This window comes from Lacticaseibacillus salsurae, from assembly GCF_045862175.1.
Lineage (GTDB): Bacteria > Bacillota > Bacilli > Lactobacillales > Lactobacillaceae > Lacticaseibacillus > Lacticaseibacillus salsurae.
Window position 1 is genome coordinate 22,944 of the sequence record NZ_BAAFZI010000002.1, and the last position, 19,000, is coordinate 41,943.

The following is a 19,000-nucleotide window of genomic DNA, read 5'->3' on the forward strand; positions in this document are numbered from 1 at the left end:
GTAGCGGCAATTGCCATTTTTGCCGAATTTGGCGCATCAAAAAACCGACGATCAAGCGATCGTCGGCTGAGATCATTATTGGGCAAGCACTTTGGATAAGAAATCTTTGGTGCGGTCATGCTTGGGCGCGGTGAAGATATCTTCTGGCTTGCCTTTTTCAGCGATCACACCTTGGTCCATAAACCAAACTTGATCCGCCGCTTCACGGGCAAAGCCCATTTCATGGGTGACGATCACCATCGTCATCCCTGATTTGGCAAGGTCTTGCATGACTTTCAACACTTCGCCGACCATTTCTGGATCAAGCGCAGACGTTGGTTCATCAAACAACATGACATCAGGTTCCATGGCCAAAGCTCGCGCAATGGCGACACGTTGCATTTGACCACCAGATAAGCTAGCAGGATAAGCGTCCGCTTTTTCATCCAAGCCAACTTGGGCCAACAGCTCATGGGCTTTTTTTGTGGCAGCAGCGTCATCTAAAGATTTCACTTTCATTGGCGCTAATTTGATGTTTTCAAGCACAGTCATGTTTGGGAACAAGTTGAATTGTTGGAACACCATGCCCATTTTTTCACGCACAGCATCTAATTGCTTTTCTGACAAGCCCACCAAGTTGGTGCCTTCAAATTCGATTTCACCGCTAGTCGGTTGGTTCAACAAATTCAAGCTGCGCAAGAAGGTGGATTTGCCACCACCAGAAGCCCCGATCACGACGATCACATCGCCTTGGTTGATGGTTTCAGTGATGTCGTTTAACACCACGTTGTCCCCGAATTTCTTGACCAAATGGTTGATTTGAATTAATGGTTTAGTCATGTTGCATCTTCCTTTCAAAATGCCCCAAGATCTTCGACAAGGTGAAGGTCAGGACGAAATAGATCACCATAGCAACAAAGATCGGTGCGACCCCTTTATAAGTAGCGGTTTGAACGACCTTCAATTGATAAATCAGATCCGTCACCCCAATAATGGATACGATGGACGATTCCTTGATCAACGAAATGAATTCATTGCCTAATGCGGGCCAAATGTTGCGGATCGCTTGTGGCAATACCACACTGGTCATGGTTTGGCGCGTCGATAAGCCAAGTGAGCGCGCAGCTTCTGATTGCCCAGTCGGGATCGAATCGATCCCACTGCGGATGATCTCAGCGACATACGCGGCTGAGTTCAAGGAAACCGCGATGATCCCAGCAGTCAACGCTGGGACATCAACGAACAACCCGATCCCAAAGTACACGAACATCACTTGGATCATCAATGGCGTGCCGCGGACAAATTCGATGTAAGCCACGGCGATGGTGTGCAAGACTTTGTTTTTACCTAAGCGCATCAACGCCATCAACGTCCCGATCAATACCCCAAACACTACCGACACCGCGGTGATCAACAAGGTATATTCGATCCCCTTGGCAAAATACTTCCAATAATGGAACATCGAAGTATTGGCCGTGTTTTTGGTCATATAATCGCCAGCAGTCTTGGTATATGACTTGATCAAGCCTTGTTGCTTGATCTCATTGATCGATTTATTGGCCGCAGCCACCAAAGTATCAGAACCTTTGGCAAACCCGATGGCTTGTCCGTTTGACTCAGGATCTAGCGACCAGCCGGATTTAACGATCGCCAGTTGCGGGTCATGATCCACATAAGCTTGCGCCACTGGGTGTTCTGCAACCACGCCTTCGACTTTATGAGACTTTAAGGCCAAGATCAAATCAGTGACTTTGGTCAAACCCAATAATTTCGAATCGGTCATTTTTTGCTTGACCAAGTCTGCTTGAAGCGAACCGGTTTGGGCGCCAACTTTCTTACCGACAAAGCTTTCCGCATTCTTGTAGACATGCGCATCGGCTTTGTTGACGATAATGTCTTGGCTGGCAGTGTAATAGATCTGCGAGAAATCAACACTTTGTTTGCGGGCAGCCGTTGGCGTCATCGCTGACAACACCATATCGACTTTATGGGTTTCCAATCCGACTAACAAGGAGTCAAAATCCATTTGCTTGATCACAAGCTTAACGCCAAGATCTGAAGCGATTTTCTTGGCGATTTCGACGTCGATGCCGACGACTTGGTTCTTCCCGTTGCTGTTCACCAGGAACTCATAAGGGGCGTAGTCTGGACTGGTACCCATCACTAAGGTACCTTTGGCTTTCACCTTGGCCAAACTGTCATCTGCGGCATGGACCGGAGCAGCAGTAACCCCCATAAAGGCGATCATGGCAACGGCGATGGCCATCAGCCAACGCATTAACTTTTTCAAAACTGAATTCCTCCCCAAATTTCTATAAGCCACACTATACACTAGTTTTGATTTTTATTCAACGAATATTCATACTTCTTGCAAAAAAAACCACGGTTCTGTGCCTGCTTCGTGGTATCGTCGAAGATTAAGGCATCCGCTGTTACCAAAATCTGATTTTGGACAAAAAAATAGGCACTGATTCAACGTTTGGTTGAAAAAGTGCCTACTAACCCAATTTAGGTGCCTTCAAATTCGTTTGTGAAGTGTGACCCTCGAGTGATTCAAGGTCACACGTTGTCATGCCCGTGGGCACTCGAACAGCCACAGTCCAAAATTCACTGTGGGTAAAACGGTGGCGCAGGTGGATCCCGATTTTTGCACAATCCGACGCGTCGTGATGAGGCTGTTGCGACGAAGATCAGAGAGCCATCGGACGAAACTGGGCGACAGTTGTCTCGATGTTCCACTTTGATCAGTCGCGAAACGTTCAAACACGGCGGGCCGCTTCTGTGACTCACTTTTGTCGAAGTGATAGTTGACCATTTTCTTCGGTACGCCAACGCTCTTCTGCCCACGGGAATGCCCATCGCCACGCTTCGACGCCACGGTGATGTTTGCTGCCACAAAGCGCAGACGATGTACCTAACCGCGCGGCTTTGCTTAGTGCTTTTTCGCCAACAAAAGTAAGTCCCTGACACTTACTTTTAGTTGGTGAACGAAGCATAACACCTTTGGTCTAAAAATGCAAGCGCTTTTTTAAACAACTCACGAAAAGCCAAATCGGTCTTTCAACCCATTTGACGCAGCCACAAAAATACGCGCTGCGATTATCGCAACGCGTCCTTTGCATTAATCGCTCATCCCAGTTTGCAAGCGATACATATCATAATAACGCCCATGTTGGGCCAATAATGAATCATGAGTGCCACGCTCCACGATTTTGCCAGCATCCAGCACCAAGATCAAATTGGCATCTTTGATTGTTGACAACCGATGCGCGATCGCAATCGTGGTGCGGCCTTGGCGAATGCGCTTCAAGCCTTCTTGGATCACGGCTTCAGTTTCCGTGTCGATATTGGCGGTGGCTTCATCTAACACCAAGATCTTCGGATCAGTCACCACCGTGCGCGCAAAACTGATCAATTGCCGCTCACCGCTAGAAAACTGCGCCCCACCTTCGATCACTTTGGCGTCATATTGCCCAGGCAGTTGGTCGATAAAGCGATCAGCTTGGACAAATTGTGCCGCTTTTTTGATTTGGGCGTCCGAGATGTTGTCATTAAACAAGCGAATATTTGAAGCGATGGTGCCATAAAACATAAATGAATCTTGCAACACCAACCCAAGTTTGGCGCGTAATTCAGGCATTGGATACTCGCGAATATCAACATCATCAAGTAAGATCTCGCCTTGACCAAATTCATAAAAGCGCATCATTACATTGATGATCGACGATTTACCAGAACCGGTGTGCCCCACTAACGCCACCGTTTCCCCAGGATTGGCCACAAAGGAAATATCATGCAAGATCTCATGTTTGCCGTCGTATGCAAACGACACATGGCGAAATTCGATTTTGCCATGTGTAAGCGTGGCCCTCGCACCAGGGTTGGCTTTCGGCGCAAATTCTTGATTATCCAAGATCCGAAAGATCCGCGAACCAGCCACGATCCCGTCTTGAAAATTCGACAGTGAATCCATCATGTTAGTCATGGGATTAAAGAAATTCGAGACATAAGTGGTAAACGCATATACCACCCCAGCGGCCACGAATGCATGCATCGACATGATCCCAAATGCCGCCAACACTGCCACTAACGCGAAGCTATACAATAAGTTGATGATCGGGCTGAGCAACAGCGAGTTGACACGGATCATCGCCGTGCGGGTGCGCAGATACTCTTGATTGGTGGCTTCAAATTCTTGCGCGATGCGATTTTCTTGGCGGAATTGTTGAATGATCCCGATGCCTTCAATGGATTCATTCAACTTGGTATTCAGCTCAGACAGCTTTTCGCGCATGTGCCGATAAACTTTGCTGGAGTAATGGCTGTAATACCAAATCGCAAAAAGCAATAAAGGCAAAAACGCCAGCACCATCAAGGCGATCTTGGCATTCACCACATACATCGTGACAAAGCTAGACACCACTGAAAACAAGCCGACCAATACAGACAACAACACATTCCAAAAATCTGACAACGTTGCCGTATCATTGGTCACCCGCGACACGATCGAACCAGCTGGGGTTTGATCAAAGTAGCGCATCCCCAGCTTGTGGAGTTGGGCAAAGAGGTCTCGGCGCACATCCTCTAAGCCGCGCTCTGAACCCATGGCAAATAAAAAGGATTGGAAAAACTGAAACAAGGCTTTTAAGATCGTCCCAAATGCATATAAGCCGGCAAAACCCAAAATAATTTGGGTCGTGGCATTTTGATGGGTCAAATACCGATCCATAAATTCTTGCAACAACCAAGGCAAGGCAACATTCACGCCAGCTAATAACGCCGCTGCCACGATCGCGCCGCCAAATTGGCGTTTGTAAGGCTTGGTGTAACGCATCAACCGACCAACGATATGCCACTGCTCTTTCATCGGGAGGCTACGCGCCCAAGCGGATTCATATTTAGGCATTGCCGTCACCTCCAAGCTTGGCTTCTAGTTCTTGTTTGGCCCACATTTTGGCATACCAACCGGCATTGGCCAATAACTGGGCATGCGTGCCGCGCTCTAAGATATGGCCATTTTCTAGCACAATGATCTCATCGGCATGCATCACCGAAGACAACCGGTGGGCAGCGATGATCGTGGTTTTATCAGCGCGTTGGTCATGCAAGTTGTGCAAGATCGCCGCTTCGGTTTTGGCATCCACCGCCGACAAAGCATCATCTAAGATCAACAACTCTGGACTGGTGATCACCGCCCGAGCGATCGCCAAACGTTGCTTTTGCCCACCAGATAATGACACGCCGCGTTCACCGACTAAGGTTTGATACCCAGCAGTGAATTTCAAAATGTCGTCATGCACTGCCGATTCAGCCGCGGCAGCTTCAACAGCTTGCGCATCTTTGTCAAAACTGGCAAAACGGATATTATCCGCGACGGTGGTTGAAAACAAGAAATTATCTTGCGGCACATAGCCGATGGCATCTAGCAACGCATCCAAGCTGTATTGGCGAATATTGATGCCACCAAATTCGATCTCACCGTCATAGCGATCAAATTCGCGCAACAACAACTTGAAAATGGTACTTTTCCCAGCGCCGACGCGACCCACGATGCCGAGCGTTTTACCTGCTGGCAAGGTGAAGTGGACATTCACTAACGCCGCCGTATCTGCGTCTGGATAGGAAAATTGATTGATCTTAAAGCGAATATCGCCATGAGCTGGCGTTTGGATCGCTTGTGAGGCGACGTGGATACTGCTGGTTTCAGCCAGCAACTTGTCGATGCGATCATAAGAGGCATTACCGCGCTCTAACACGTTAAACAAGCGACCGATGGCAAACATTGGCCACACCAAAGCCGCCACATAGGCAATAAATGACACCAGCTGACCGATGGTGATCTGACTGGTCATCACCAAATGCGCCCCGTAAATGATCGTGATCACATACACCAAGCCCATGATCAAGCTAGTCGTAGGATCAAACAACCCATCAAAAAAGTTGACGCGTTTGTTGATGGCGACGGTTTGATCGACCAACTGATTAAAATCAGCCGTATCTTCTTGGCCTTGACCAAAGGTTTTGATCACTTTGATGCCAGACACCGACTCTTGGGTTTTATCATTCAGCCGTGAAAAAGCCGCCTGCGCTTTGCCAAAAGCTTGATGCAACCGCATGCCAAGTTGGCGGGCCATCAGCGCTAACAGTGGCATCGGCAAAATTGCCAGTAGCGTCAAGCGCCAGTCCACAAAAAAGATCATGGCCACAATGGTCGTGCCACCAGTGATCACTGAATCAAATAACGTTAAGATCCCAGCGCCAGCAACATTTTGGATCGCATTTAAGTCGTTGGTGGCATGCGCCATCAAGTCCCCAGTGCGATGCTTTTGATAAAACGTCGCATCCATTTTCATAAAGTGCCAAAATAAGCGCGTCCGCAACGTTTTTTCGAGTTTCGCCGCGCCACCCCAAATGGCATTGCGCCAACCGTAGCGAAACAAATATTGCCCGACGCCAGCAAATAACAGCGCGATCAAAAACAACAATAAGCGATCGACAGTTAGATCCCGTTTGGCCATGGTATCGACTAACGCGCCGATCACTTTTGGCGGGATCAAATTGACTAATGCCACCAACAACAAACACAACACCCCGATCAAGTAGCGTTTGTATTCTTGGCGGAAGTACCAGCCGAGTTTTTTAAAAATTCCCACAAGTTCACCTCGTTTGTTTGTCTCGCAATGCCTAGCCACACTCACCTGCTCGCGGATCCTGACACCATGCTTTCAGACGATTATGAATAAATTCATATTATCTGAAGGCAAAACAAAGACCCGGTGAATGCTCACCGGGTCGCTTGCGCGTTAAGCCTACTTAGACTTTTTTTGCGCTTGCTTCATTTGCGCCATCATCTGATTGAGCTTTTTAGTGCTAGGCTTTTGGCCCATTTGCATCATCATGGTGCGCAACATGTCTTCGTTGATCGGTGGGTTATCTTGGAAATATTTTTTCATGTAATAACGGGCACCGAAGAAACCGCCGATAACACCCAGCGCGGCCCCGATCACAAATACGAGTACATATGTCATAACGAAAACTGCCTCCTCTTATTAGACAATAACCATTGTACAAAACGTCGACCGGCATTGAAAGCCCGATCTTTAAAAAAGCCTTTAGTCTTGCCGCCAGCCGTTGTCGCGTTGGACCTTTTTGATCTTCTTAGGCGTGATTTCGTGACCTTGTTTATCAAAATATTGGGTCGTTTCCAAGCGTTGCTTGAAACCAGCGCGAAAATCAGCCAAATACGCTTTGCGTAATTCGGCGCGTTCGGCGATCTCGGCGTCTGTCAGCCCTTGTGCTTTGGCTTTGTGCGCCAATTCATTGATCCGATCTAATCTTGCTTGTGGTTGTGACATGGTCGTTTCTCCTTAGTTCAAGTGAATGCTAGCATATGTGTAGCCACCAGGGTCTTCGCCTGGAAATGGCGCGTTCATCAACATCCCCACATATTCTTTGGCTCGGGTCAGCGAGCGGAACGCCTTGATCACGCGTACTGGTGTGCCAGGATGCGCGTAGTACACAATATAAATCAAATCATCCATTCAATAAACTCCTTGCATAAAAAAAGGCCGCAGTGGCGACCTTTTCAGTGGATTAACGGCGCTTTTCTTTGATACGCGCAGCTTTACCACGTAATGCCCGCAAGTAGTACAACTTGGCACGGCGTACTTGACCATGACGGGTAACTTCGATCTTTTCAACACGTGGTGTGTGTAATGGGAAAGTCCGTTCAACACCAACGCCGCTGGAGATCTTACGAACGGTGTAGGTCGCAGAAACGCCAGTACCGTGGCGCTTAATTACAACGCCTTCGAATAACTGGACACGTTCGCGTTCGCCTTCGACGATTTTAGCGTAAACTTTAACGCTGTCGCCAGGGCGGAAGTCCGGAATATCGTCACGCAATTGTGACTTGGTGATTTCTTGGATCAATGGGTTTTGCTTGGTCATAATGTAACTTCTCCTTATACCGACATTCATTCACCCACCTTGAGCCAGCGGAACATCGTTGTTATGTGACTAATCACAATAGTGTAGTATACCAGACAAACCTCGACGTGACAAGCACACATCTGCCTTCCGGTGAGAAAAACTTCGAATACCTCGCGTTTAGTTTGCCGGCTTAACAAGCAATAACAGTCCCACTACCAATAACGGTGACAGCAATTGAACCAGCAGTTTAAGGGCAAAATACCCCACGCTTTGCATCACCTGATCCAACGACCCAGATTCAAACCATAAACTCGGGCCAGTCGCAAAGCCATTGACGAAATCTTGATAGAGCTGATTGTTGTGCGCCATTTGTTGATACAAATTGCGACGCGCTTTAACAGTTTTGTCTGCCTCGTGCTTCAGTTGCGTCAACAAGCCCATGCACATTGGCGCAAATACCAGCCAGCTCATGAACAGATAAACATCAAACCAATGCCACGACCAATCAAGCCCATGCGTTTGCGCCAAATGCGTGACTACCCACAAGCCAATCGTACTCGGTAAAAAGGCCAACCGATACCGCATGCGCCCATCTTCTTTCAACCACTCGACGTCAATATATCACAAATACGCTGCCAGCGGGCTATTTGGGCTGCTTAGGCACCTGCTTATCTTTCAATAATGCCCGGCGTTCAGGACTGACCCAAGTGCCTGAGCCATAGCCTAAAATCGTTTTTAACGCCGGGATAAAGGTGATGGCGATGGTAATGGGATTCACCATCCAAAAAAACAGCATGTATAGCGGCGCAAACCCTAAATATTTCAGCTTGGCCGCATGATGATCCAAGATCAAAGCGGCCAACAGTTGCAAGAATCCCGCTAGCATTTCAAAGGTCACAAAGATAAACGACATGGCAAAGGCATGCCACAAGCGCTCATAATTGCCAGTGACGAGAAAATACCAACACGTCATCAAAAACAACACCGTGGTCAAAATGAAGAAAAACGACCAAATAATCGACAAGGTCGAATCCACAAACATCGAAAGTTGATACCGGTGACGAATGGGATGCTTGACGAATTTTTTAATATTGGTCAGCCAAACTTCGGTGCCACCTTGCGCCCAGCGCTTACGTTGCTTAAACAGATCTCCGATCGTTTCCGGCACATTCATATGAAACACGATGTTGGGTGCAAATCGCGGCACCGCACCGATCATTTGGTGATCCCAGGCAATCGAAATGTCTTCAGTTGCCCGATTTTGGCGAAACCCACCGACTGACACCAAAAAACGTTTGCGATACATGGTGTTGGCGCCAGAATAGGCATACATGGAATCGTTCACCGCAGCTTGACTGCGCTTGATGACGCCAACGATACTGGAGAATTCAACGGTTTGGGATTTGCAGATCAACTTGGTGCGATTTTGCACATCCATATTCGCCGTTACCGCACTGGTATTCATATCGCGGTCATGAATGAAGTAGTTCATATACTTCATTAACGCATCTGGTTCCGGCACCGTATCCGCATCGTTGCTTAAAATATATTCGCCTTTGGCAAAATACATCCCGATATTAAATGCGTGCGCTTTGCCTTTATTGGCTTCAATGGTGATCACCCGCAAGCGCGGATACTCCCCTTGAAGGCGTTGCAGAATGTCTTCAGTGCCATCAGTCGAGCCGTCATTCATCACCAAGATCTCAAAGTTGTCGTAGTTGAGTTGATCAAATAAATAGCGAATAGTCGATTCGATCATCACTTCTTCATTATGTGCTGGGATCATGATGGTGATCAAAGGCTGCTTGGCCAAAGGCAATGGTTGCCAATCATTATCTTCAGTGTTAGGACGCAACCAGCGATAACTCAACGACCCAAAAAACCAAAAAAACGACCCGATGATCGGATACAAGCATAAGATCAACACTGCGATATTGATGACTGATGCCACAGTCGTGCTTTCAAATAAATGATCGATCAACCGAATCACTCCTTTTGCTGCAAATGCTGAGCTTCAAACAATCGCCGAAACTCATCAGTATCCAAATTTTTGTCTGGCGTTACCCGATACGTGCGGACATTTTCCCGAAATTCCGGATCGCCAAAACGCTTGTCCATGAATTTTTCCAATTCAGTTTCGCGGGCCTTTTGATTGATCGGGTCATAAGTCGGCCACTGTTCAACCAAGCGGTCGCGTTTGCGGACTTGGATGATCGTCATCGACACGGTGAAGATCAACGATACGGCGGCCAAAAACAATAAGATCACCCCAATAAAGTGGATCTCAAAAATGCCTTCACCATAGGACCAAAAAGGCTTAACGTGGCCAGTTTCCACACCATAAAAACTCCAGGCCGTGATCACCATTGGCACGATCACACAAACCCAGCCGATGATGGCGACCAAGGTTTGGCGAATCTTAAGGAGCCAATGGCCTTTTTCAAAATATTCATCTGTATATAATTGTTGTTTAGCGGATCTTGGTGCTGCCATCGGCGCCTACCTCCTTGTGTTTAGTCGGATCGCTTGGCCGCGCAAATTTATACCCTTGGCGCAACCCGATATTCAATTGTTCAGCGAGCGCTTCATCTTGATCATTTTCGATGCCAGTCAACACCAGTTGCATGTGCTGGGTATCGGCGAATTGATGCCAAGCTTGCAAGTTCAGATCCAGCCATTCATTGGGATCGGTTTTGCGAAAAGCTTTCATGGAGCACTTTAAGGTGTCGATCACCCCTACCATCCAGTTGATACATTTCATATCAGCTGAATCTGCCCCAATGTTATCGACTTCCAACTTCATGCCATAGATCTTGGCATTTTTAATGTGGCGAATAAAGGTGGGCCGATGTAAGTAGCGTTCATGTGGATCCACACTTAATTCAACCGCCAAAGTCATCGGTGCGATGTTAGCGATCGCCCAACGGACAAAATAATCAAATTCTGGGCTGATGATCTGTTCATAAGCTAAATTAATCGACAATTGGTAATGTTGCTTGGGCAATGACTTAAAGGTCACTTCCAATAACGAGATCACCCGCTGCAGCGGCAACGTGTCCAATTGTTGCGGCAAGCGCCAACTGCCATCAGGTTGGCGTTGACGCAACAAGCATTCGTAACCGGTGATGACTTGATTTTGGTCGACAGTCGGTTGAACAAAATACCGCAATTCAAACTCTTTTTTGCCTAAGTAATTATTCGAGCGCCGTCGCGAATGGTAATAATAGATCACAACGACCACTGCCGCCAGCACAAACAACGCAATGGCGATCCAAAACAGCCAAAATTTCAAGGTTTTCAGTGCCATTACGCCTCATGCTCCTTTCGCTTTAGTTTGGTAAAGAGTTTAAAGTCGCGATATTTGCGTAACGCTGCCAGCTGATCCCAGATCACCACGATCAGCCCTGCGATGACCAACTTGAGCGGTATTGATGCTTTCAGCGCCAAGACGCCATGTACCCGCTCAATCGGTACTTTCAGCGTCGCTATGCCGCTAGCAGGCATCACTGAAACCTGTTTTGGCGCGCTCAAGCGATACCCCAGTGGCGCCTTCAACTTGATCGGCTGACCGGTTTTGGTGGTTTGATAAACTTTTAACACGACTTGGTGGCCACTGATGTATTCAACGGTGGTCCCTAAGCGTTGCGCAGCTACTGGCACGATCACCTTTTGGCTAGGCGCCCCAGTCAATCGATACGACTTAGGTGAATCAGCTTGGGTGGTATAACCAGGGGTACTGGCATGCGTCAAATCGATGGTTTGGCCCACAACGCCGCTAATGGGTTCAGTGGCAACTTGGTGGCCATCGCGGGTTTGATACACCAGCAAGGCTTTGGCATTGGCGGCTTGTTTTGTCACCTGGATCACCACGCTTTGACGCGCTGCTGCGATAAACGTATACGCTTTGGGATTGCCCGGTTGCGTGGTGTAGCCAGCCACTGAGGCATGCGAAATGTCAAAAGTGGTCCCCACGTTGCCAGAAATCGGCTCGATGCCCACTTGTTTGCCAGTCGTGTCCACATACACCAAATAGGCGGTACGCATGGCAGTCGCAGCATGAACTTTTTGAGCGGTTAGGTGAACATCGGCAAATAGCCGGCTGAAGAATTGATAAAAGCCCCACTCTGGCGTCTTTTGGTAAGCCGTCATCGATTTTAACTTGATCGTATTATCGACAGTCACCGTTTTGACCCCATAATAAGCAGCCATCCATTCATTGAACCATTGCTTCTTCGGGTCGCCATGCCCCACATAAGTTGATTGCCAATATTGATTGCGATCGGTATAAACAGGTATCATGCCTGGCACTGCGGCATGCTGAACGCCAATTTTGGCATCATGACGGACGATTGCATCGCCGGTGGCCCAAATGCGATAAGTCAACGCATTAGATCGCACTGCCGCTTGATACCCAGGAAAAGCCGCGATCGCCAAGATCAAGGCGATCAAACCCGGCAATAATTTGGCAATGTAGGTGCCAGCGCGCAACTGGTCATGATCATGCAACAACATCAGCAAAGCGATCAGTAAATATAAATTAGGGCCAAAAAATACCCGACTGAGGATCTGGGGCGATACGATCAACGCGACGATCCCCAATACTGCCCCTAACGTATACAAGCAAGCCGCCAAATAATCCCGATCACGTGACCACAGCAATTGGTGACCAAAATTGTGATGTTGCCACCACATATACAACAAGATCACCGCCACCAAGCCCAACCACAAACCAGAATAGGTCATGGTTTTGGTGAGCAATTGGTTCAATTCGAATTGCTTGCCGCGAACGGAGATCTGATTCACCCCGGAAACGACGACGACATAAAAACCAAAACATGCGGCGATCCCACCAGTCCACTTCCAAGCTAACTGCGATTGATGCCAATCAAACAGCGTCAAAGCAAACGCAATAAATAGCGTCAATGGCGCTGTATTTTCGTTGGTTGCCCCAGCTAACACCCCTAAGATCGCCATGGCAGCCGTCATTAAGCGTGGATGTTTGGCATGATAGTTGAACCGATAGGGCAATAAAAACGTTAAATAGATCAATGCCACCCACAAATAGTTGAATGCACCCGATAACCATAGCACTGTCGTCCCATAATCTGGTAAAGCAAACCACATCAACACGTAGGTCAAACCTAAATAAGCTACGCGCACACGCTGGCGACCAAAAACATGCAGATCGATCAGCCACCCGAGTAGCACAAAAACAGCTGCTGACGCCGCATTAAACACCGCTTTAGGCAACTGCATCGCCAACATCACCCCAGTATGGGCAACGAAGCGACCATTATAGATCCGGGTATGATTTTGAACAGAGCGGATCAGATCCCACAAATTGTTGATCCCGCGTAGCTGCCCGTGCGGCAGTTCCCCTTGATAAAAGAAATGATAGAGGTAATCGTCTCCTGAATACCCACTGAGGTCATACAATAATTTAATAAATAAAAAGACGCCAATGGTCACTGTAATGATGCCCACCGCCCATACGCCTTTGTTGACTTTCCGATTCATGGATCGTCCCCCAAGTTCGTCAACATCTATACTTTTATTCCAAAAACAGCATACCATATATTTCAGATTTTGACGATATAAGCCGCGTCATGATGGGGTTCATCATAAATTGGTTCACTGCAAGAAAGCTTGGTTTCTCGTGTTGACGCGTCGTCAACATTTATTGGTCTATAACAAAAAAACGCCTGATGATTTTATCAAGCGTCATTTGATCAATTCTTTTTAAACCGTTCAGCAGCTAAATCAGCTTCCCGAACTTTGCTGGCTTCTTCTGTTTTTACTTCGCGCAGCAGCTTTTGGGCCGCTTTGTCCAGATCCAGCGTGGCCAGCAAATCCGGCCGGCGCTGATACGTCCGCCGTAGCGATTCTTTTAACCGCCACTTGGCGATCAATTGATGATTCCCGCTTTGCAACACCTCAGGTACGTCCATGCCGCGGTATGTGGCTGGACGGGTATATTCAGGATAATTCAACAATCCGTTTTCAAAACTATCCGTCGCAGCTGACTCCGCATTGCCTAACACCCCTGGGACAAAGCGTACTGTGGCATCGATCATCATCATCGCTGGTAATTCGCCGCCAGTCAACACAAAGTCGCCTAATGAAAATTCATCCGTCACCAAGCTGCGGATCCGTTCGTCATACCCTTCATAATGCCCGCAAATAAACACCAAGTGCTCTTCTTGCGCCAATTCTTTAGCCGCCACATGGTCAAACTTGCGCCCTGCTGGGTCTAACAAGATCACCCGCTTAGGGCCTGGGGCTTTGGCGTTCAACGCGTCCATGGCCTCAAACAGCGGTTCTGGCTTAAGCAACATCCCAGCGCCGCCACCATAAGGCGTGTCATCGACATGATGGTGCTTGTCATGGGAATATTGGCGAAAATCCACGGCATTGAATTCAACAGTGCCTTTGTCTAAGGCTTTGCCGATCATGCTTTGTGTCATTGGCGCAAACATATCTGGAAAAAGCGTCAACACATCAATTTTCATCGTCGATCAGCCCTTCTGGTACATCGACATGAGCAACTTTGTTGGCGACATCGATGCTTAATACCACGCTTTTAATGAATGGCAACAACACATCAGCTTTGCCAGGACGGGGAATCACCCAAACGTCATTGGCGCCAGGACTTAAGATCTCTGACACCATGCCGAGTTTTTGATCATGTTGATCGATCACCGTTAAGCCGATGATATCACGATAATAATATTCGCCATCGTCTAAGTCTTGTTGTTCCGCTTGCGTCACGTTCAAGCTGTGACCTTTGAAGCGTTCCACATCATTGATGTTATCCAGACCCACGAATTTAACTAAGGTAAAGCCTTTGTGCTTGCGGCTGGATTCAACCGTGACGGGCGTTTGCGGGGTGGTATCGATGATCAACTTAGCGTTTTTGGCAAAGCGTTCTTCAGGAAAATCGGTAGTCGCGATCACCCGCACTTCCCCGCGAATACCATGGGTGTTGACGATATTGCCAACATGAAAAAGTTCTGGCAAGGTGGTTCCTCCTTTTGTGATAAAAAAAGGACCGACATCAGCCGGCCCCAATTTTTATTTACTTGGTTGTTTGGCATCCAAGATATTTAACCGTACCCGTTTGGGGTATGGCGACTTAACGGCGTAAACGATAGTGCGCACAGCTTGCGCCACACGCCCTTGTTTCCCAATGACCCGGCCGACATCGTCCGGCGCCACGGTTAAGTCGAAAGCCATGTATTCTTCCGTCTCATGAGGACGGATCTCAATGGCCTCTGGGTGAGCAACTAAGGGTGTCACAATGGCTCGAATGAGCCCAGCGATATCCATGTGATCCCCTATTTCTTAGCGAAGCGCGCTTCGTGATACTTTTGCATCAAACCTTTGCTAGAAAGCAAGGTCCGTACAGTATCGGAAGGTTGTGCGCCTTTTTGGAGCCAATCAAGAATTGAATCTTCATCCAGTTTTAAGTCAACTGGTTCGGTTAATGGGTTGTAGTAACCGACGGATTCGATAAACCGGCCGTCACGTGGGGAGCGAGAATCTGCAACCACGACACGGTAGAACGGCTTACGCTTTGAACCCATCCGCTTTAAACGAATTTTAACTGCCATTAAGTCCACCTCCTGTAAATTTCTCAACTTCAAAATAATAGCAAAGATTCAGCGGCGTGTAAAGAGTTTTTTCTTTACAACGGCATTTTCGCCGAAAAAGCCTAGGATTTAAAGTTTTTCGCGTGTTTTAGGCGCTTTTTCTTGTTTTTCTTTTGCTTCTTGATCATGGAGTTCATGGCCATTTTGCCCAAGCGCCCTTTGACGCCGCCGCCCATCAACCCTTCCATGCCTTGGAAATTGCCTTTATACATTTGGCTCATCATTTTCTTGGAGGCATTGAATTGTTTGATCATGCGGTTGACTTCTACGATCGGCCGCCCTGACCCCGCTGCCAAGCGGCGACGCCGAGACGGGTTCAACAGATCCGGTTGCTCGCGTTCTTGCGGCGTCATCGAATAAACGATCGCCTTCATGTGGGCAATGTCTTTGGGATCCATTTTGAAGTTCTTCAAGGCTGGGTTATTGGCCATGCCTGGGATCATCTTCATAATGTCTTCCATCGGGCCCATATTTTGCACTTGGGCCATTTGATCCAAGAAATCGTTGAAGTCAAAGGTGTTTTCTTTGATCTTATCAGCCATTTCATTGGCTTGTTTTTCATCAAAGTTCTGTTGGGCCTTGTCGATCAAGGTCAACATGTCGCCCATGCCTAAGATCCGGTTGGCCATGCGATCAGGATAAAAGACATCCAAGGCATCCATTTTTTCGCCTTGCCCGATAAACTTGATCGGCTTGCCGGTGACTTTGCGGATCGACAGCGCCGCCCCACCACGGGTATCACCATCTAACTTAGTCAATACCACACCGGTGATATCCAAGCGCTCATCAAAGCCTTTGGCAACATCTGTGGCCGCTTGGCCAGTCATGGAATCGACCACCAGCAAAATTTCATTGGGCTTGGCAATGTCTTTGATGTCGGCTAATTCCGTCATCAGTTTTTCGTCGATCTGCAAACGCCCAGCAGTATCGATGATCACATAGTCGTTATGTTGCAAGTTAGCTTGGGCCAACCCTTGGCGCACGATCTCGCGTGGATCGGTATCCGTGCCCATTTCAAAAACAGGCACGCCAACGGATTTGCCGACCACTTGCAATTGATCAATGGCCGCGGGGCGATAAACGTCAGCGGCGATCAATAATGGGCGCGCTTTTTCTTGTTCGATCAAGCGCTTGGATAATTTCCCGACTGTGGTGGTTTTACCAGCACCTTGCAACCCGACCATCATAATGATCGTTGGGATATGTGGTGCCTTGTTCAATGGCACTGCCGCATCCCCCATCGTCGCCGTCAATTCGTCATTGACGATTTTGATGATCTGTTGGGCTGGTGACAGTGATTCTAAGACTTCTGCGCCAACTGCTTTTTCGCGAACATTCTTGACGAATTCTTTGACCACGCCGAAGTTTACGTCGGCTTCCAATAATGCCAAGCGGATCTCGCGCATGGAATCGCGAACATCTGCTTCAGTCACTTTGCCTTTACGGCGTAGGCCAGAGAACGCTTTTTGTAACCGTTCGGATAAACCTTCAAATGCCATTATTTTCTCCTATCAACCTTAAATTTCAGTTTTTCGGCTGCTGATCAGCGGGCAGCTTGATCGGCGACGCGTGTTAACAGTTCACTGAGTTGTTCATCGTTTGGATACTGTTTGCGCACATAGCGCACCAACGCGTCAACGCTTTGGTTTTGCGCTTGATAATTCGCCAACAAGTGAAGTTTGCTTTCATATTCTTCCAAGCTGGCTTCGGTGCGGCGAATGTTGTCATACACCGCTTGGCGCGATACATCAAATTCAGTGGCGATTTCACCTAAAGAGTAGTCGTCGCCATAATAAAGCTCCAAATAGCTATGTTGTTTATCCGTCAAAAGCGCGCCGTAAAATTCAAACAGCGAGTTCATGCGGTTGTTTTTTTTGATTTCCATTTTATCTACCTCATATACTCTATACAGGATACCGATATGGCGGCGTTTCGTCAATCTCAAAGCGTTCACGTTAGTTTTTTCACAAAATCGGCGTATTGCGCTTTCATTCGTGGTAAAATAAAGCGAAATGAATTGGAGGGAATTATTATGGTCGCAACCATTCTTTATTGGGGCGTTGTCGCTGCCTTATGCGGCTGGTGGGCTTGGACCGCGGTATTCAGCGCGATCTATGTGGCTAACCACGAAAATGGCAACTTGTGGTTCTTCGCCATTTTGAACACGTTAGGCCTGATCGCGGCTGGCATTTTCTACTGGATCATGTCCAACACCGCTTGGCAAAAATACTGGTTCACTGATACGGTGAAAACCGGCAACTGGTTGCTTTACGTCATCATCGCTTACGTGGTGTTGATCGTCTTGCAAGTGATTTTAGGCCGTACACCTAAAGAACAAGCCACAGCTTAAATGAAATTTCCCGCTAGCGCTTTGATCGCTGGCGGGATTTTTTTGTCAAAAAAGCCGCCTGCGATCAGGCGACTTTTCAACAGTTATTTGGCTGGGTCTTCGATCAAACCTTTGAACAACCCATAAGCAAATTTCGTTGGATCAAATGCTTGTAAGTCGTCCATGCCTTCACCCAAGCCTGCCAACTTCACTGGTACATGCAACTCATTGCGGATTGCCAACACGATGCCACCTTTGCCAGTACCATCGAGTTTGGTCAACACAATACCAGAAATATCAGTGGTTTCGTTGAATTGTTTGGCTTGGCTCAACGCGTTTTGGCCGGTAGTCGCATCCAACACCAGCAACACTTCTTGAGGCGCTTGCGGCAATTCGCGTACGATCACGCGCTTGATCTTGTCGAGTTCTTTCATCAAGTTGACTTTGTTTTGCAAACGCCCAGCGGTATCGACTAATAACACATCGACACCGTCAGCTTTGGCTTGCTTCACGGCGTCAAAAGCGACACTAGCAGGGTCTGAACCGGCAGCTTTGGCGACGACTGGTACACCATCGCGGCGGCCCCATTCTTGCAACTGCTCAATGGCCCCAGCGCGAAACGTATCACAAGCGGCTAGCAGCACGGATTTGCCTTGGTCTTTGAGCTGATGGGCGAGTTTGCCCACCGTGGTGGTTTTGCCAGCGCCATTGACGCCGACAAATAAGAATACCGTTGGCCCAACATCCGCATAATGCAAGGTGTTGTCTTCATGCTCGCCAGCTTCACCATAAAGATCGACTAACTTTTGAACGATAACTTGAGCCACCGCTTGCGGCTGCTTAACGTTTTTGAGTTTGACTTCATCACGTAAGGAATCCGTCAGATCCACGGCAGTTTGAAAGCCGACATCCGCTTCGATCAACATTTCTTCAAGATCGTCAAAGAAATCTTCATCTACCGTCCGGAAATTGGCAAATAAGGCATTTAAGCGTTCAGAAAATGTGGTGCGCGACTTTTCCAAGCCGGCATCATATTTCTCGGTTTCTGGCGTTTCAGGTTCGCCAGTGAATGCCTTTTTAATGCGATCAAATAATCCCATGAGGGCCTCCT

21 protein-coding genes are annotated in these 19,000 nt (G+C 47.9%); 1 reads left to right on the forward strand and 20 read right to left on the reverse strand.

Features of this window, described 5'->3' with window-relative positions; translation table 11 throughout:
• Positions 1-75: 75 nt before the first annotated feature.
• The 19 genes from ACKTSG_RS01335 to ACKTSG_RS01425 all read right to left on the reverse strand — a co-directional run bounded on the left by ACKTSG_RS01335 (position 76) and on the right by ACKTSG_RS01425 (position 17,445).
• Positions 76-819 carry an amino acid ABC transporter ATP-binding protein gene (locus tag ACKTSG_RS01335; RefSeq protein WP_407891204.1) on the reverse strand — a complete coding sequence of 248 codons (744 nt, stop codon included), beginning with the start codon at positions 817-819 and terminating at the stop codon, positions 76-78.
• Complete coding sequence (locus ACKTSG_RS01340; protein ID WP_407891205.1) at positions 812-2,269, reverse strand: ABC transporter substrate-binding protein/permease; 1,458 nt, start codon at positions 2,267-2,269, stop codon at positions 812-814. Before ACKTSG_RS01340 ends, ACKTSG_RS01335 begins: the two co-directional genes overlap by 8 nt.
• 831 nt (positions 2,270-3,100) lie before the next feature.
• Positions 3,101-4,885: an ABC transporter ATP-binding protein gene (locus tag ACKTSG_RS01345; protein WP_407891207.1), complete on the reverse strand. Its 1,785-nt coding sequence runs from the start codon at positions 4,883-4,885 to the stop codon at positions 3,101-3,103.
• Positions 4,878-6,632 carry an ABC transporter ATP-binding protein gene (locus ACKTSG_RS01350; RefSeq protein ID WP_407891209.1) on the reverse strand — a complete coding sequence of 585 codons (1,755 nt, stop codon included), beginning with the start codon at positions 6,630-6,632 and terminating at the stop codon, positions 4,878-4,880. The genes ACKTSG_RS01345 and ACKTSG_RS01350 overlap by 8 nt, the downstream gene beginning before the upstream one ends.
• Positions 6,633-6,788: 156 nt before the next feature.
• On the reverse strand, positions 6,789-7,007 hold the full coding sequence (locus ACKTSG_RS01355; protein WP_407891211.1) for a YneF family protein: 219 nt from the start codon (positions 7,005-7,007) through the stop codon (positions 6,789-6,791).
• A gap of 84 nt (positions 7,008-7,091) precedes the next feature.
• Positions 7,092-7,334, reverse strand: coding sequence for a DUF896 domain-containing protein (locus tag ACKTSG_RS01360; protein WP_407891213.1), 243 nt, complete (start codon positions 7,332-7,334; stop codon positions 7,092-7,094).
• Between the two features lie 12 nt (positions 7,335-7,346).
• Positions 7,347-7,520 carry a hypothetical protein gene (locus ACKTSG_RS01365; protein ID WP_407891215.1) on the reverse strand — a complete coding sequence of 58 codons (174 nt, stop codon included), beginning with the start codon at positions 7,518-7,520 and terminating at the stop codon, positions 7,347-7,349.
• 52 nt (positions 7,521-7,572) lie between these two features.
• A complete protein-coding gene (gene rplS / locus ACKTSG_RS01370) occupies positions 7,573-7,929 on the reverse strand; it encodes a 50S ribosomal protein L19 (RefSeq protein ID WP_407891217.1) in 357 nt (118 codons plus the stop codon).
• Positions 7,930-8,088: 159 nt separating this feature from the next.
• On the reverse strand, positions 8,089-8,496 hold the full coding sequence (locus ACKTSG_RS01375) for a hypothetical protein (RefSeq protein ID WP_407891219.1): 408 nt from the start codon (positions 8,494-8,496) through the stop codon (positions 8,089-8,091).
• Positions 8,497-8,554: 58 nt separating this feature from the next.
• On the reverse strand, positions 8,555-9,898 hold the full coding sequence (locus ACKTSG_RS01380) for a glycosyltransferase family 2 protein (protein ID WP_407891391.1): 1,344 nt from the start codon (positions 9,896-9,898) through the stop codon (positions 8,555-8,557).
• Positions 9,898-10,404: a hypothetical protein gene (locus ACKTSG_RS01385; protein ID WP_407891220.1), complete on the reverse strand. Its 507-nt coding sequence runs from the start codon at positions 10,402-10,404 to the stop codon at positions 9,898-9,900. Before ACKTSG_RS01385 ends, ACKTSG_RS01380 begins: the two co-directional genes overlap by 1 nt.
• Positions 10,382-11,218 carry an EAL domain-containing protein gene (locus ACKTSG_RS01390; protein ID WP_407891222.1) on the reverse strand — a complete coding sequence of 279 codons (837 nt, stop codon included), beginning with the start codon at positions 11,216-11,218 and terminating at the stop codon, positions 10,382-10,384. Before ACKTSG_RS01390 ends, ACKTSG_RS01385 begins: the two co-directional genes overlap by 23 nt.
• Entirely contained in the window at positions 11,218-13,428 is a 2,211-nt protein-coding gene (locus ACKTSG_RS01395; RefSeq protein ID WP_407891224.1) for a DUF3329 domain-containing protein, read from the reverse strand. The genes ACKTSG_RS01390 and ACKTSG_RS01395 overlap by 1 nt, the downstream gene beginning before the upstream one ends.
• 212 nt (positions 13,429-13,640) lie before the next feature.
• The gene (gene trmD, locus ACKTSG_RS01400; protein WP_407891226.1) at positions 13,641-14,420 is read right to left on the reverse strand and encodes a tRNA (guanosine(37)-N1)-methyltransferase TrmD; all 780 of its coding nucleotides are present in this window, start codon (positions 14,418-14,420) and stop codon (positions 13,641-13,643) included.
• Complete coding sequence (rimM, locus tag ACKTSG_RS01405) at positions 14,410-14,928, reverse strand: ribosome maturation factor RimM (RefSeq protein WP_407891228.1); 519 nt, start codon at positions 14,926-14,928, stop codon at positions 14,410-14,412. Before rimM ends, trmD begins: the two co-directional genes overlap by 11 nt.
• Before the next feature lie 54 nt (positions 14,929-14,982).
• Positions 14,983-15,237, reverse strand: a complete 255-nt coding sequence (locus ACKTSG_RS01410) for a KH domain-containing protein (RefSeq protein WP_407891230.1) — start codon at positions 15,235-15,237, stop codon at positions 14,983-14,985.
• An 8-nt stretch (positions 15,238-15,245) separates the two neighbouring features.
• A complete protein-coding gene (gene rpsP, locus ACKTSG_RS01415) occupies positions 15,246-15,521 on the reverse strand; it encodes a 30S ribosomal protein S16 (RefSeq protein WP_054713737.1) in 276 nt (91 codons plus the stop codon).
• 101 nt (positions 15,522-15,622) lie between these two features.
• On the reverse strand, positions 15,623-17,059 hold the full coding sequence (ffh, locus tag ACKTSG_RS01420) for a signal recognition particle protein (protein ID WP_407891232.1): 1,437 nt from the start codon (positions 17,057-17,059) through the stop codon (positions 15,623-15,625).
• 44 nt (positions 17,060-17,103) lie between these two features.
• Entirely contained in the window at positions 17,104-17,445 is a 342-nt protein-coding gene (locus tag ACKTSG_RS01425) for a putative DNA-binding protein (protein ID WP_407891234.1), read from the reverse strand.
• A gap of 147 nt (positions 17,446-17,592) precedes the next feature.
• Here ACKTSG_RS01425 and ACKTSG_RS01430 point away from each other — a divergent pair, with 147 nt between their 5' ends.
• Complete coding sequence (locus tag ACKTSG_RS01430) at positions 17,593-17,910, forward strand: hypothetical protein (RefSeq protein WP_407891236.1); 318 nt, start codon at positions 17,593-17,595, stop codon at positions 17,908-17,910.
• Between the two features lie 83 nt (positions 17,911-17,993).
• Here the strand turns inward: ACKTSG_RS01430 and ftsY are convergent, their stop codons facing one another.
• A complete protein-coding gene (gene ftsY / locus ACKTSG_RS01435) occupies positions 17,994-18,989 on the reverse strand; it encodes a signal recognition particle-docking protein FtsY (protein ID WP_407891238.1) in 996 nt (331 codons plus the stop codon).
• Positions 18,990-19,000 lie beyond the last annotated feature (11 nt).

Bases quoted from the DNA above. Each gene is read 5' to 3' on its own strand.
- ACKTSG_RS01335 (WP_407891204.1), bottom strand. From the start codon at position 819: ATGACTAAACCATTAATTCAAATCAACCATTTGGTCAAGAAATTCGGG.
- ACKTSG_RS01345 (WP_407891207.1), bottom strand. From the start codon at position 4,885: ATGCCTAAATATGAATCCGCTTGGGCGCGTAGCCTCCCGATGAAAGAG.
- ACKTSG_RS01355 (WP_407891211.1), bottom strand. From the start codon at position 7,007: ATGACATATGTACTCGTATTTGTGATCGGGGCCGCGCTGGGTGTTATC.
- ACKTSG_RS01360 (WP_407891213.1), bottom strand. From the start codon at position 7,334: ATGTCACAACCACAAGCAAGATTAGATCGGATCAATGAATTGGCGCAC.
- ACKTSG_RS01365 (WP_407891215.1), bottom strand. From the start codon at position 7,520: ATGGATGATTTGATTTATATTGTGTACTACGCGCATCCTGGCACACCA.
- rplS (WP_407891217.1), bottom strand. From the start codon at position 7,929: ATGACCAAGCAAAACCCATTGATCCAAGAAATCACCAAGTCACAATTG.
- ACKTSG_RS01375 (WP_407891219.1), bottom strand. From the start codon at position 8,496: ATGCGGTATCGGTTGGCCTTTTTACCGAGTACGATTGGCTTGTGGGTA.
- ACKTSG_RS01385 (WP_407891220.1), bottom strand. From the start codon at position 10,404: ATGGCAGCACCAAGATCCGCTAAACAACAATTATATACAGATGAATAT.
- ACKTSG_RS01390 (WP_407891222.1), bottom strand. From the start codon at position 11,218: ATGGCACTGAAAACCTTGAAATTTTGGCTGTTTTGGATCGCCATTGCG.
- ACKTSG_RS01395 (WP_407891224.1), bottom strand. From the start codon at position 13,428: ATGAATCGGAAAGTCAACAAAGGCGTATGGGCGGTGGGCATCATTACA.
- trmD (WP_407891226.1), bottom strand. From the start codon at position 14,420: ATGAAAATTGATGTGTTGACGCTTTTTCCAGATATGTTTGCGCCAATG.
- ACKTSG_RS01410 (WP_407891230.1), bottom strand. From the start codon at position 15,237: ATGGATATCGCTGGGCTCATTCGAGCCATTGTGACACCCTTAGTTGCT.
- rpsP (WP_054713737.1), bottom strand. From the start codon at position 15,521: ATGGCAGTTAAAATTCGTTTAAAGCGGATGGGTTCAAAGCGTAAGCCG.
- ffh (WP_407891232.1), bottom strand. From the start codon at position 17,059: ATGGCATTTGAAGGTTTATCCGAACGGTTACAAAAAGCGTTCTCTGGC.
- ACKTSG_RS01425 (WP_407891234.1), bottom strand. From the start codon at position 17,445: ATGGAAATCAAAAAAAACAACCGCATGAACTCGCTGTTTGAATTTTAC.
- ACKTSG_RS01430 (WP_407891236.1), top strand. From the start codon at position 17,593: ATGGTCGCAACCATTCTTTATTGGGGCGTTGTCGCTGCCTTATGCGGC.
- ftsY (WP_407891238.1), bottom strand. From the start codon at position 18,989: ATGGGATTATTTGATCGCATTAAAAAGGCATTCACTGGCGAACCTGAA.